9 protein-coding genes and 1 tRNA gene are annotated in these 14348 nt (G+C 55.4%); 4 read left to right on the forward strand and 6 right to left on the reverse strand.

The window, feature by feature from the left end; genetic code table 11:
• Positions 1-574: 574 nt before the first annotated feature.
• On the forward strand, positions 575-1360 hold the full coding sequence (locus Q0336_RS00890) for a tetratricopeptide repeat protein (protein WP_298524427.1): 786 nt from the start codon (positions 575-577) through the stop codon (positions 1358-1360).
• Between the two features lie 205 nt (positions 1361-1565).
• Here Q0336_RS00890 and thiL read toward each other — a convergent pair whose 3' ends face one another.
• The 4 genes from thiL to Q0336_RS00910 form a co-directional block, all read right to left on the reverse strand.
• Positions 1566-2600: a thiamine-phosphate kinase gene (gene thiL / locus Q0336_RS00895; protein ID WP_298524430.1), complete on the reverse strand. Its 1035-nt coding sequence runs from the start codon at positions 2598-2600 to the stop codon at positions 1566-1568.
• Positions 2601-2670: 70 nt separating this feature from the next.
• Positions 2671-3768: a tetraacyldisaccharide 4'-kinase gene (gene lpxK / locus Q0336_RS00900; RefSeq protein WP_298524435.1), complete on the reverse strand. Its 1098-nt coding sequence runs from the start codon at positions 3766-3768 to the stop codon at positions 2671-2673.
• A gap of 33 nt (positions 3769-3801) precedes the next feature.
• A complete protein-coding gene (sppA, locus tag Q0336_RS00905; RefSeq protein ID WP_298524438.1) occupies positions 3802-5637 on the reverse strand; it encodes a signal peptide peptidase SppA in 1836 nt (611 codons plus the stop codon).
• 228 nt (positions 5638-5865) lie between these two features.
• A tRNA-Leu gene (locus tag Q0336_RS00910) sits at positions 5866-5949 on the reverse strand.
• A 369-nt stretch (positions 5950-6318) separates the two neighbouring features.
• Here Q0336_RS00910 and Q0336_RS00915 point away from each other — a divergent pair.
• From Q0336_RS00915 to Q0336_RS00925, 3 genes are read left to right on the forward strand one after another with little or no spacing between them, the layout of a single operon-like run.
• Entirely contained in the window at positions 6319-7395 is a 1077-nt protein-coding gene (locus tag Q0336_RS00915) for a DUF4837 family protein (protein WP_298524441.1), read from the forward strand.
• Between the two features lie 15 nt (positions 7396-7410).
• A complete protein-coding gene (pdxA, locus tag Q0336_RS00920) occupies positions 7411-8514 on the forward strand; it encodes a 4-hydroxythreonine-4-phosphate dehydrogenase PdxA (protein WP_298524444.1) in 1104 nt (367 codons plus the stop codon).
• A 34-nt stretch (positions 8515-8548) separates the two neighbouring features.
• On the forward strand, positions 8549-11959 hold the full coding sequence (locus Q0336_RS00925; protein WP_298524447.1) for a UvrD-helicase domain-containing protein: 3411 nt from the start codon (positions 8549-8551) through the stop codon (positions 11957-11959).
• Positions 11960-12060: 101 nt separating this feature from the next.
• Here Q0336_RS00925 and Q0336_RS00930 read toward each other — a convergent pair whose 3' ends face one another.
• A complete protein-coding gene (locus tag Q0336_RS00930; RefSeq protein WP_298524450.1) occupies positions 12061-13380 on the reverse strand; it encodes a TPM domain-containing protein in 1320 nt (439 codons plus the stop codon).
• Between the two features lie 27 nt (positions 13381-13407).
• Positions 13408-14013: a LemA family protein gene (locus Q0336_RS00935; protein WP_298524453.1), complete on the reverse strand. Its 606-nt coding sequence runs from the start codon at positions 14011-14013 to the stop codon at positions 13408-13410.
• Positions 14014-14348: the final 335 nt, after the last annotated feature.

Raw genomic sequence — 14348 nt, forward strand, 5'->3', positions numbered from 1 at the left:
GGATCCGCTACTTCACCCGCTACCACAGAGGGAAGTACTACTAAAGATAGCTCTAAGAGAAAGGGGCTATCTCCCCCCTTAAATTGGCAGGCATTCCCAAGCCTATATGACGGCCAAAAGTAGGGGGCAAAGCCAGAGGGAGAAACCTAGGACTTTCCACCCGTACAATCCCCCAAAAAGAAGGAGGATCACAGATCCCCCCGAAAAAAACCTACGGTAGGTCGTCGATGCGACCTACCGTAGGTCGGTCAGGCGACCCACAGTAGGTTTTAAGAGCGACCTACCGTGGGTCGCTTTTTACCCCCTCAAGAAGGGGCTATTTGATGGGATAGGATCCGATCTTCCCCGTAGCCCTTGGTTGAAGTAAGGAGCCCTTCTAATTCCTTCCTGCTCATCCCCCTGATGAGAAGAAAAAGCATCATTCTCAAGACAATTTGTTTCTCCGAGGGGAATAAATCTAGAAGAACTACACAAACAACAGAGTATTTCCTTATCTTTGCGACAGAAGAAGACCTCCATTTAATAAATACAAGCATGGAGACCCTCTTATTTTATAAAACAACACTTCACTCCAATGGGTAATATCCTTACTAGCCTAGCTAAGCGACTCTTTGGATCTCAGTCGAGTAACACTTCCACTGAGAGCACACAGCCTCCTGTGGCCGCCACGACCAAAACTGCTACCAGCCAGCCACACACCGCTCCCACCTCGTATACTTCAGTCGCTCTCGAACACATCGACCTACCGACCCCTCCCCCCTTCGGCACACGCACTCTTGAAGATCTTCGCACTGCAGCCGAGGCAGGTGAGGCTGAAGCACAATACCTCCTCTTCGACTACTATTCTTCGGGACATGAAGAGGGCTCTGACCGTCCGGCCCTTGAATGGCTCGTCAAAGCTGTCGAACAGGGCTACCCCCACGCACTCTACACAAGCGCTCTGATCCAGATCCAAGCTCAGGAAGGCGCAAGCGTACCACCCAAAGCCCTCTTCTACCTCCAAGCAGCAGGCGAACGAGGCTTCTCAGATGCCTACCTACAGCTCTATTACCTCTACCTCGAGGGCAAAGGCGTAGAGCGATCCGAGGACACCGCCCTCTCCTACCTCAAGAAGGCTATGGAAGCGGGCTCAGGACCTGCTTACTTCATCGTCGCTAAGAGCTTCCTCCCTGGTGGCGGTGGTCCTATCGACTATGATGCCTCCTATTACTATGCCGAGCAGGCAGCGCATCTTGGTTGCTATGAAGCAGTAGAATTCATCATCCACCTCCTGGAGGAGAACCTCGTCTCTGGTGACCATACAGAGCTCCTTCTCTACTGGCGTCGCCAACTACGGCCAGTACACGACCCCATTATATAAGCCCCCCACTGCACCCCAAACACAAACGCACAATAAAGGCTACCCCTCACAGATCGGAGGGGTAGCCTTTAGTATTTCTTGGCTCGTGAAGCAGGTGATTGGCTAGGCATACGGGACGCAGCGGAGAGGACTGAGCTTCCCCACAGAGGCGAGTAGTCTAGCAAAGTAAATAAAGGGTATTGGATAGCAAAGCTTCTCTAGAGAGCTATGCCTCTTCCTCTGGCCAGCCTTGTGCCCTCAGACGAAGCTCAGCCCCATCAGGGGTCACGAGGTAGCACCCCTGAGTCTCGGGAGTCACATGGCCAATGATATGCACTCCTTCGAGCTCCTTCAGTCGGTCAAGTTCGGAGAGCGGGACGGTGAAGATCAGTTCAAAGTCCTCCCCACCATTCATTGCCACCGTCGTGGTAGACATCTTGAGTTCTTCGGCCATGCGTAGCGTCTCGATGTCGATCGGCAGGCGATCTTCGTAGATACGGATCCCTACACCACTCTCCTTAGATAGATGTAAGAGCTCCGAAGCAAGCCCATCAGAGCTGTCAATCATCGCTGTCGGACGTAGGCCCAACTTCCCCAGTGCAAGGATGATATCTTGACGAGCCTCGGGACGAAGCTGACGCTCGAGGATGTATTCATGCTCAGCGAAGTCGGGATCGAAATCCCCTTGCTGTCCTGCGAAGACCCGCTTCTCACGCTCGAGGAGTTGTAGTCCCATATAGGCAGCACCGAGGTTCCCTGTGACGCAGATGAGATCCGTGGGCTTAGCTCCACTTCTTCGTACGATCTCCTCGGGACGAGCTGCCCCAAGGCAGGTGATGCTGATACAGAGCCCTGTGAGGCTGGCCGATGTGTCTCCTCCGACGAGATCCACCCCATAGCGTTCGCAGGCTAGACGAAGTCCTGCATAGAGCTCCTCTAGATCTTCGACAGCGAAGCGTGACGACACTCCGATGGAGCAGGTAAGCTGCTGAGGATGCCCGTTCATCGCGTAGATGTCGGAGAAGCTACCTATAGCCGCCTTATAGCCTAGGTGACGTAGCGGAGTGTACGTCAGGTCGAAGTGAATCCCCTCCAACAGCAGGTCTGTCGTGAGAAGGGTATGTAATCCCTCGGGATAAGCGATGATAGCTGCATCATCCCCTACCCCTAGACGAGTACTCTCGTGATGGAGAGGGAAGTCTTTAGTTAGATGCTTGATGAGTGCAAATTCCCCAAGGGAAGAAATCTCTGTTCGTGACATAAGTAAATGATGGGATACAAGGAAGAGCGAAGGGGAAGGCTAATAGCACTTGCCTCTTGCCCCTACGATACTAGCTCCTGAGAGAGTGTGGGAGTGCGATGGCAGCCTTCTCGATCATTTGGCGGAATTCCTCAGGACGATAGAGGATCTGCGTCTCGATGGGGAGATAGTAGAGGGTCTGCTGCAGTTCCTCGGGGAGCTCTGAGAAGTGATCGGCTAGACGCACGGCATCCTTCTCCGTGCAGAGGATGTAGAGCGGCTCCAAAGGCTTAGCCTCCTTAGCCTGCTTCCATGCCTCAAGGATCGTCTGATAGTCACGATCTCGGAAGTGATGATGATCCCGATAGATCAGAGTGTCTACCAGCTCATAGTGCTCACGCAGATAGGAGAAGAACGTCTCGGGAGAGGCAATACCCGAAAGCCCAAGAAGTCGGGCACCTTCGGGTAAGGGCTCACCTTCCCCGCCAAGCAGCGTCCGCACTGCACGGGGCTGCTGATAATCGATGCGAGAGAAGTAGATCCGCTGGTGGGGATAGAGTGCGAGGTTGCGCTGCATGATCCTCAGCGTAATAGGCTGCATATCCTTCGGACACTTAGTCAAGACGATACAGTCGGCTCGGTATCGTGCGATCGACGGCTCACGAAGATCTCCTACGGGGAGCAGTCGATCCTCGTGCAACTCACGCTGTGCATCCACCAGCAAGATACTGAACGAAGGGTGCACATACCTATGCTGGAAGCCATCATCTAGAAGCACCACATCCGGACGCTCATGTGGGGGAAGGCTGAGGAGATAGGCCATAGCTCGACGGCGATTACCATCGACGACGAAGCGCACTTCGGGGTACTTCTGCTTGATCTGCTTGGGTTCGTCTCCGACCTCACAGACAGTAGAGTTTAGCGTCACCTCATGTAGGCCACGGGTCTTACGCTTGTAGCCTCGGCTAATGACGGCGATACGATGCCGTGCCCGAAGTATGGAGATGAGGAGCTCGACATGAGGGGTCTTGCCCGTACCTCCGACGGTGATATTGCCGACACAGATCAGGGGGATAGGGTAAGACTGCTGCTTGAGGATCCCTTGGTTGAAGAGGAAGTTGCGCAGATTGACCCCCGAGCCATACAGCCAGGAGAGGAGGTAAAGGAGCGGATTGTTACTTCTCTTCATGAAGGGAATAGGCAAAGTGGGGAAGCCCCACGATTAGTAAGGTGCGTACTCGTAGGGCAGGCGAGCCTGTATCCCACTATACTGGTAGCTCTGGCGGAGGAATTCTCGGATCTTTTTCTCCTCGTCGCTCATGAAGAAGTCTCGAAGACGAGCCGTGAAGCGATCCGAACTCTTGCTGGCGAAGAGCTGATCGAAGAAGCTACGAGAGGTCGTCCCATAGTTGACTCCGTAGTCCTTGGGAAGGCCTGCCAGACGTGCAGCGAGGCGGATAGCATCCTCGAGGCCACCTAGCTCATCGACGAGTCCCAGTTCCTTAGCCTTTGTCCCCAGCCAGACACGACCTTGTCCGATGGAGTCCACGAGAGCTACGGGCATATCACGTCCCGTGGAGACACGGGAGAGGAAGGTCTTGTAGCCTCGCTCGACTTGGCGCTGGATGAGGAGCTGCTTATCCTCGGTCAGAGGTCTCAGGACGAAAGCCAGCGGGCTAGAGACACCCATATCTGCATAGGGAGAAGTCTTGACGACATCGACATTGAGTCCGATCTTATTAGCTAGTTCTGTAGCATTGGGGATGATCCCGAAGATCCCGATGGAGCCCGTGAGGGTCACGGGACTAGCGACGACAGCATCTGCTGCGGAAGCGATATAATATCCCCCAGAGGCTGCCACATCGCCCATGGAGACGACGATGGTACGGCTCTTCCTAAGCTCATAGACTTCGTGCCAGATCTGCTCGGAGAGGAAGGCACTTCCCCCAGGCGAATTGACACGCAGGACGATGGCTTTGGTCTTGTCGTCCTCTCTGAGTTCTCTGAGGCGCTGAGCCAGTTCTTGGGTGATTCCCTCTGAGCTCATGGGGTTGTCCCCGATCTCACCTTCGGCATAGATCACGGTGACTTGATTATCCTGACTGCTACGAGAAGCGTCTAGAGGATCAGGCAGATCCCTCAAGTCAGCCAGAGTGACTACGTGCAGATCCTTTGGCGAGGCGGCCCCTACACGGCGGGCAATAAGCCCCTCTACATCGAGGCGGTAAGCCAGCGTATCTACGAGGCGACTACGGACGAAGGTCTGAGCCTCGGAGAAAGCTAGGCCTTGCTCTGCGAAGGAGCGCAGGCTATCGACAGGAATAGAGCGTGAAGTCGAAACTTCCTTGAGGATGAAGTCCCAGAGTCCAGAGAGATAGACAGAGATCTGCTCTCTATTGGGTTCGCTAAGCTTGTCGAGGATGAAAGGCTCGACAGCCCCCTTATATGTACCGACCTTGAAGACCTGAGCCTTGACTCCGAGCTTCTCGAGCGCTTGGTGGTAGAATATCGGTGAGGAAGCAAGCCCGACGAGCCCGACAGAGCCCTCGGGATTGAGGATCACCTGATCAGCGACGGAAGAGAGGTAATAGGCCTTCTGATCGTAGCTATCGGCATAGGCGATGATGAACTTCCCCGAGGAGCGGAAGTCTTGGAGAGCGGCACGCAGATCAGCCGTCGAAGCCATCCCTCCGCTGTACATATCGAGGTTGAGGTAGATCCCTCGGATGTGATCATTCGCCTTAGCCTTGCGGATCGCCGAGAGTGCCTGTGTGAGCGAGACTGCTTGGTCTTCCTTGTCACCACCTGGGAGGAAGCTCATCCAGTCATCGGTCGTCACCAGCTCGGAGATGGAGCTGAGATTGATCTTGAGGACGCTATTCGCTTCGATCTTCTTGGGTGCCGACTGGGAGAGAATTCCCCCGATCAACATCATAAGGAAGAAGAAGAAAGCGATGACCGAGGTGGCGATGCTGGCAGCGAGGCCACCAACGAACGTAGCTAAGACGGTCTTCCAGAAGCCAAGAGGCTTGCGACTGGGCAGGAGTGGTTCATCCATGAGCTTATGAGGCTAAAAGGAGGAGGGATATGACAAGTTGATTAACACAAGTCAAGGCCGCAAAAGGACAGCCTTAGCCACAAATATAGTGAATCCTCGGTAGTTTCACTTTGCTCTAATCCCTTTGTCCAAGCCCCTTGGAAGGGCAAAATCGTCCGCCAAAACGTCCGCCAACGAAAGAACCCCTCTGCAAATCATTGATTTACAGAGGGGTTCTTCATGAGGCGGTACCCAGAGCCGGGATCGAACCGGCACGAACTTGCGTCCATTGGTGTTTGAGACCAACGCGTCTACCGATTCCGCCATCTGGGCCTTTTCGGAGCGACGGCAAAGATAGTACAATTATCCCAAGCTACCAGCTTCTCCATGCGATGACCGGAGATGCCGACTACCAATCGAGAAAATAAGCCCCAGCTAAGAGGGGGTACAAAACCTACGGTAGGTCGTCGAGGCGACCCACAGTGGGTCGTCCATGCGACCTACGGTAGGTCGTTTTGCCGACCTACCGTAGGGTTCTTTTGGGCCTCATGAGAGGAGTAGGTTTCATAGGGTAAAAAGGCCCCCCTCCAGAGCACCGTTAGAAGACGAGCTTCCGCCCCGCATCTTAGTACGACTCTCCCCCACTTTCGTTATCTTTGTCTTACTGTACATTAAGCAGAAAAGACAAACAAGATATATCCTATGAAGATCAATCGCTGGGTAGGCTTTGCCCTGCCTCTCTTACTCACCTCCTTCCTTGCCCTCTCGAGCTGCAAGCCCTCTTCCTCCAAAGGCTCTGTGCTCCAGCAGAATGCCATCGGGAAGCCAGGCGAGCTGATGCTCGTCATGGAGAAGGAATACTTCGAGACCCCCATGGCGCAGGACCTCTATGACCTACTGGAAGAGGATGCTCCTGCCCTACCCCAGAGTGAGCCCTCGCTGCGCATCTCACGAGTACCCACGCAGTCCTTCAAGGGAACACTCCAGCTCGTGCGCAATGTCTTCCTCCTCGACATCGACCCCCAGCGCTACAGCAAGGTCTCCCTCAAATACAGCTACGACGACTGGGCTACGGGGCAGGTAGTGGCTCGACTGACCTCCCCCAGCCCCGACTCCGTCCGCTCCTACATCAAGACCAATGGCGAGGGGCTGATGAACCTCTTCATCCGTCACGAGCTCTTCCTCTACAGCGAGGTGGTAGCCAAGACCTACAGCCAGCGCGTACTTGAGCAGGTCGATAGCCTCTTCGGTCACCGAGTCAATGTCCCCGAGGATATTCGCCACAAGCGTGTCGGCAAGGACTTCCTTTGGATGTCCAACTCCTCCATGCGCTCACGTCACGATATCCTCGTCTACACCTATCCCTACCGTACCCCCAAGGACATCGGTCTCGATGCGCTCGTAGCCAAGCGTGACTCCGTGCTGAAGGTCAATATCACGGGGGAATTTGAAGGCTCATACCCCTGCACTGAGCAGAACTATGGTCTCCTCTACCGCCGTGTCCAGCTCCCCACCGAAGAGACGGCTCGTGCCGAACTCAGAGGTCTCTGGAAGATGGAGGGAGGCGCTATGATGGGAGGCCCCTTCGTCAGCCATGCCATCGTCGATAAGGCGGCGGGCAAGGTCTACGTCTTCGAGGGCTTCGTCTACCGCCCAAATGAGGACAAGCTCCATCTGATCCGCATGATGGAAGCTGCCCTCTATTCCTTCCGCCCCAGTGGGGTGAAGACCTTCGACCCTGGGATTATCCTCAAGGCACGATTCACTAAGGGCTTCTAAGACCAAATACCAAGCATGGGTCAGCATAAAATACGAGTAGCCATCACGCATGGCGACATCAATGGCATCAGCTACGAAGTACTGCTCAAGATCTTCGAAGACGAGCGCATCACCGAGCTCTTCACCCCGATCCTCTACGGCTCCTCACGAGTAGCCTCCTTCTGGAAGGAGCACCTCGGCCTCGAGCAGGTATCGTGGCACAGCATCCGACTAGCTAGCGAGGCGAAGGACGGTGTCCTCAACATCCTCGACTGCACTTCGGGCAAGGAGAAAGTCGAGATCGGCCAAGCGACAGACGAAGCAGGTCAATGTGCCTTCGTGGCTCTGGAGCGTGCCACCGCCGACATCCGCATGGGCCTCTGTGACCTCCTCGTCACAGCCCCCATCAACAAGTCCATCATGCCTCGAGATCTCTTCCCCTACAAGGGGCATACAGATTACCTCGAAGCAATGGCTGCACGCACACCAGGCGAATCCCTCATGGTCCTAGCCTCGGGCGACTGCCGTGTAGCCCTTACGACGGCACACCTCCCACTTAGTGCTGTCTCTTCGCACCTGAGCACCGAACTGATCGTTCGCAAGCTGCGCATCCTCGAGGCAGGACTGCAGCGTGACTTCGGCATCATCAAGCCTCGTCTAGCCGTACTTGCCCTCAACCCCCATGCTGGCGACAAGGGGCTCATCGGAGACGAGGAGGAGACGATCATTCGTCCGGCCATCGAGGAGGCCTTCGCCTCGGGCATTATCGCCTTCGGCCCCTTCCCTGGGGATGGCTTCTGGGGTAGTGGTCGTGTCGATGCGTTTGACGGGATCCTCGCCATGTACCACGACCAAGGCTTAGCCCCCTTCAAAGCCCTCTATATGAATGAAGGGGTCAATGTCACCCTAGGGTTGAACTTCGTCCGCACTTCTCCCGACCACGGCACAGGCTACGACATCGCAGGCAAGGGCATCGCAGACCCGACCTCCATGCGTACCGCCCTCTACCAAGCACTCGACATCTACCGAGCTCGCCGCAGGTACGACGAGGCGACACGCAATCCCCTACGCCGTCACTACCACAATAGAGGACGTGACGATGAGAAGCTCGACACCACGTCGACACCCGACGAGTATTAGTTGAGCACGCTTAGGCATCCTGCGACATCCAGCTATGCAGCTAAGTATCTACACCGCTTCGGCGGGCTCGGGGAAGACGCACACACTGACACGTGAATACCTGCGCCTAGCCCTCAGCACTCCTAACCCACATTACTTCTCGACCATACAAGCGGTGACCTTCACCAAGAAGGCAACCCTTGAGATGAAGGAGCGTATCGTCCAGGAGCTCTATCGGCTAGCCAACAAGCCCGACCAGTCGCCATTCGCCGAGGAGTTAGCTGAGAGTCTCAAGCTCACCCCCAGCAAGCTCCAAGAGCGAGCAGTACGTGCGCTTCGTGCGCTCCTACTAGACTATTCGAGCTTCCGTGTCCGCACGATCGACTCCTTCTTCCAGGAGGTAGTGCGCTCCTTTGCCCACGAACTCGGGCATTCGGGCGCACTGCGTGTACAGATCGACTCCAAGCCGCTCCTGCAGGATGCAGTACTAGGAGTCTTAGCAGCGCAGGAAGAAGGGGAGCCGAACAAAGAACTCAATGCTTGGCTCTCGGAGCTTACCCAAGAGCAGATAGAGAAGGGCAAGCAGTTTGACATCAAGAAAATCCTAGGAGACTTCGCTTCACAGCTGGAGACCGAAGCGGTGAAGCTCCTCAGAGCAAACCATAAGTTCCCCACACGTGAAGCCGTGGGGAAGCTACGCTCCGAAGCGGCGAAGATCATCAAGAGCATCGAAGCAGCTGCGCTAGATCTGTGCGAGAAGGCACTGGATCTCCTAAAGCAAGCGAATGTAGAGATCACAGAGCTTAGCTACAAGACTGGTGGGGTCTTCTCTGCTATCCTTGCCTGCCAGAGACTGAAGGGAAACCTCTTTGATAAGAACGAGCTTCTGGCAAGCAAGGCACGCTTGGTGAACTTCATAGAGGCTTCAGAAGACGAGCCTTTCCTTGGGCTCGTTTCAAAAGGGACGAATGCTGAGGGGCGAGAAAAAGCCCGAGCTCTAGAGTCTCGCCTTAGCCCCATCGTTGAGGAGCTCCGCACTACCCTCTCGGATTTCAGAGCCTATAGTATCGATAAGGCTCCGCTCTACATGACGGCTCGTCAGATCCTTCGCTATTCGGGTCTTTATGGGGTACTGATCGATATCGATGATGCCCTGCAGCGCCTCAAGCTCGAGGGTGGCCTCATGCTCCTCTCCGACGCACCTTCGCTCATCTCCTCGCTGCTCAAGGATACCGAAAGCGACGTGCCTTTCCTCTATGAGAAGATAGGGGCACGGGTCGATCACCACATGATCGACGAGTTCCAAGACACGAGTCGGATGCAGTACTCCAACTTCCTGCCTCTGCTGAAGAACTCCCTTGCCTCTGGGAAGGACTGCCTCATCGTAGGCGATGCCAAGCAGAGTATCTATCGCTTCCGCAACTCCGATAGTTCGCTCCTGACCACCAGCCTTCCCCGAGACTTCGGTGAACAAGCCTACCCACATCAACTCAAGCATAACTGGCGAAGCACACCCGAGATCATCAAGTTCAACAACGAACTCTACCAGCGTCTCCCCAAGCTTCTTCGTTCGCTCTTCGAGGCGCAGTGGGCTGAGGCAACCAAGAGCGGTGTCGACCTAGCCTCCGTCAAGGCACATCTCGATGCTTACCTAGAGCAGCTCATTCAGGCTTATGCCGATGTAGAGCAGGAAGTCCCAGAGAAGGGCAAGAAGCAAACGGGTCAAGTCGTCCTTCACCACTACCAGAAGCCTGCAAAGAAAAAGGGTTCTTCCGAGGAAAGCGAGAGTGAGGAAGGAGAAGACGATGACGATACGACTGACCTGAAGGATGCCATCGCTCAGCTCCCCAAGGTCATCATTGATCTACAGGAGCGAGGCTACAAGCCCTCCGACATAGCTATCCTCGTACGTGCTAAGAAGACAGCCACAGCGGTAGCCGAAGCGCTGATGCAGTTCCCCGAAGAGGAGAAGAAGGGCTATTCGCTGAACTTCGTCTCCGAGGAAGCTCTACTAGTGAGCAATGCCTACTCCGTGCGCTTCCTCATCGCAGCCCTCGGCTACATCGGGGAGAATGGGACTCCGCTACACCAAGCCATCCTTCAGGAAGCCTACCATCAGCTCTTCGAGATCTCAGGGAAGGAACCCAAGGAGCTCAGCGAAGAGGAGCTACAAGGACTAAGAGATATCGGGCGAAGAGGGCTCTATGAAGTCGCCGAGATCTTGATCCATCAGTTCGGTCAGCTTTTCCACGAGAGTGAAGGGGCTTACCTAGTGAAGCTCCTCGATATGCTCTACCTCTGGGAGCAGGAGCAGTCTGCAGATATATCCTCCTTCCTCCAAGAGTGGGAAGAGCGAGGCTCGGAGCAGAAGATCGTCAGCGTCGCTTCAGATGATGCGCTCTCCCTCATGACGATCCACAAGTCCAAGGGGCTAGGCTTCCCCGTCGTCCTTCTCCCCGATCTAGGGTGGAAGCTCGATGCCGAAGGAAACTCGAGCAACATCCTCTGGTGCCCGATCCTTGGGGAAGAAGGACTAGAAGCCTTCGCCTCGTGCGGAGTGGATAGCGTACCCATAACATACGGGAGTGCACTACAGCAGAGCTACTTCGCGAAGACCTACTTCGAGGAGAAGCTCCGCTACCAGTTCGATGCGCTCAACCTCCTCTACGTGGCTACGACACGCCCCAAGCAAGAGCTCCACATCTGGCTAGGGGAAGAGGTCGAAGCATCAGACAAGAAGGACGAGAAGGGTAAGAAGGACAAGAAGCCAAGGCAACCAAAGACTATCGAGGCCCTCTTCTTTGAGAAGGGAGGCGAGGATCATCCCCTCTGGGAAGGGCTATCTGCCCTATCTTCACCCCAGGACGATCCTACCAAGACCGACAGAGAAGCTCCCCTTATCAATCATCAGAGGAAGGAGCAGGAAGAAGTCAATACGCTCCAAGTCACCACCCTCAGCTCCTACCCCATAGCCTCGAGACTAGCCATCCTAAGAGAAGGGCTCGAATACTTCACAGAGGAGAAGCAACGACAATATGGTCGTACGATGCACCTCGTCCTCTCAGAGATCAAGCAGAGCACGGAGATCGACGCTGCCATCGGTGAAGCCGTCTACCGAGGCTACATCAAGGAGGATGAGACTGACGAACTCTCTTCGATGCTCCGAGGCTTCATGGAGCACCCCGACACTGCTCGGTGGTTCGACGGCTCTGGGATCGTCTACAATGAGCGTGCGATCATCGGCGGAGGACTAGAGACCAGCCGTAGACCCGACCGTGTGGTTCGCTACCCCGATGGGCATATCGAGGTCATCGACTATAAGTTCGGGGCGGAGCGGAAGCAGCACCTCACGCAAGTGAAGGGCTACATGAAGCTCCTGAGACAGATGGGCTTCGACGAGGTCTCGGGCTACCTATGCTACCTGCAGGGAGAAGCCCCGAAGGTCGTCCCCGTCCCGCTCGACTAACCCCGACAATACAACAAGGCCTCCGCCCGATAGACTGGTACGCTAGATGAGCGTCGTCTATCGGGCGGAGGCCTTAGTATATTCAGAGGGAAAGGAGTTGGTTACCAGCCTCCAGTAGCGCCACCGCCACCAGAGGATCCACCGCCGAAGCCACCACCTCCCCAGCCGCTACCGCCAGAGTCACCCCAGCTACCGCCAACGCTACGACGAGCGAGGCCACCGATGAGAGCTCCCATGAGTATCGAGGCTACCTGAGCCTTCTGACCTGAATCTTCATCATGATCTTCGTGGGTGGTATTGCCACAGTAGTGACAGAGATAGTGCAGGCGGACACGATAGCGTCCACGCTGGATAGGTTCCTTGCGCTCGAGGCTGACGGTACGGGCGCCACAGCGCTTGCAGACATGCCAGTTCGGAGCCAGATTCCGCCCTTCGATCTCGACATGAGCGCAGTGCGAGCAGGCATAGGCTAGATAATAGCGAGAGCCGAGCTCCACCTCTCTCTTCTGCTGCGGGGTCAGAGAGTCGAGGGTATCCCGTGGGGGAAGAGCTTGAAGGTGGGGAGTGTGGCAGTGGGGGCACAGGAGCGAACGCTCATGGACCTCACTGAGGATCTTTCGACTATAGAGATAATAGATGAGCCCAAGCGGGAGGCAGAGGACGAGGAGGATGGCCCGGTACTGCGAGACCGAAGAGGAAAGCCCAATATATGTACTCCTAGCCTCTGCTGGGCTGATCCGAGCACGTAGGCGCTTCTCCTTAAGGCTTGAGAAGGCACTATAACCCATCGTGACGACGATGAGCCCATAGAAGCCAAAGAAGAGCCTCCAGCCATCAGTCTCTTCATCCTCTCGGGCAGTACGTCGGTCGGAGGTATATTCCTCCCCCTTGATCACACTCCCTACGGCAAGGACTCCCCGATAGATCGCCTCGCCGTACTTTCCTTCACGCATCAGAGGGATCATCTCCCGACGCTGGATACGAGAGGCAAGGGCATCGGTGAGGATCCCCTCCATACCATAGCCAGTCTCGAAGCGAAGCTTCCTCTGATCCATCACGAGCGCCAGCAGGAGCCCGTCGTTCCTCTTCTTAGAGCCTAAGCCCCAGAGACGGAAGAGCTCCGTGGAGAAGCTCTCTATATCGACCTGGCCGATACTAGGCAGGACGACCACGGCAAACTCCACCCCCGTAGAGAGGCGGATCTCAGTGAGCGCCTCATTGATCCGTGCCCGATCCTCTCGATTGATGTAGCCCTCGGGATCCGAGAGGAGCTGGAGGCTATCCTCGGCAAAGACCTTGGGGACGAGAGCGGGTGTATAGACCCGCCCCTCAGCTCTGAGGCCGAGGGGAAGGAGGATCAGAAGCCCTAGAAGTAAGAAGCGGAGCACGCTGGGTCTGTACCCGAGATGCTTCTTGTCCATCTTATCTAAAGCAAATGATTGGGTTCTTTACTTATCTGAAGAGAAGTCTACCGTAGGAGCCACTTCACTCCCTGCCTGAGCAGCGAAGTAGGGACGTTCACGGAAGCCTGCAACTCCAGCCACGATGACCGTGGGGAACTTGTTGCGGTGCGTATTGTAGGCTTGAGCAGCGGTATTGAAGTCACGGCGAGCCGTAGCGATACGATTCTCCGTACCCTCGAGCTGCGAAGAGAGCTCAAGGAACTGCTCATTAGCCTTGAGGTCGGGGTACTTCTCGACGACGACCATCAGACGAGAGAGGGCCGAGGACAGAGCATCTTGACTCTGCTGGAAGCGCTGCAGTGCAGCTTCATCCATATCGCTGGCATTGATCGTCGTAGAGGTAGCCTTGCGAGCTGTGATGACCCCTTCGAGGGTCTCACGTTCGTGCGAAGCATAGCCCTTGACCACATTGACGAGGTTAGGGATGAGGTCGCTACGGCGCTGGTACTGGTTCTCTACTTGGCTCCAGTTGCTCTTGACATTCTGGTCCATCTCTACAAGGCCGTTGTACTGGGAGATCCCCCACAGAGCGAAGGAACCAACGATCACTACGGTGATAACTGCGGCGATAATCCACTTAGGGAACTTCATTGCTTTCTTTCAAATTTAGAAGTCTCAAAGCCTGCCATCGATGACAAGCCACGCTGAGACGGGGTTAATACTTAGCTTGCTTAGTCTCTGGCAAAGGCCATGCCAAGATACACATTTTACAGCATCTTTTCTGAGCGAGCTCCAGTCCGCTTCCCAAGGGGCTAGCGAAGACCCTTCTCAAAACCTATGGTAGGTCGCCGAGACGACCCACTGTGGGTCGTTCATGCGACCTACGGTAGGTCGATCGGGCGACCTACCGTAGGGTTGTTTTTCGCCTCTTGGGAAGGCTCCCCGAAAACGCTACTTTGCGCCATAAAAGGGAGGCTAAATCTAGC

The organism is uncultured Porphyromonas sp. (assembly GCF_938039215.1).
GTDB lineage: Bacteria > Bacteroidota > Bacteroidia > Bacteroidales > Porphyromonadaceae > Porphyromonas.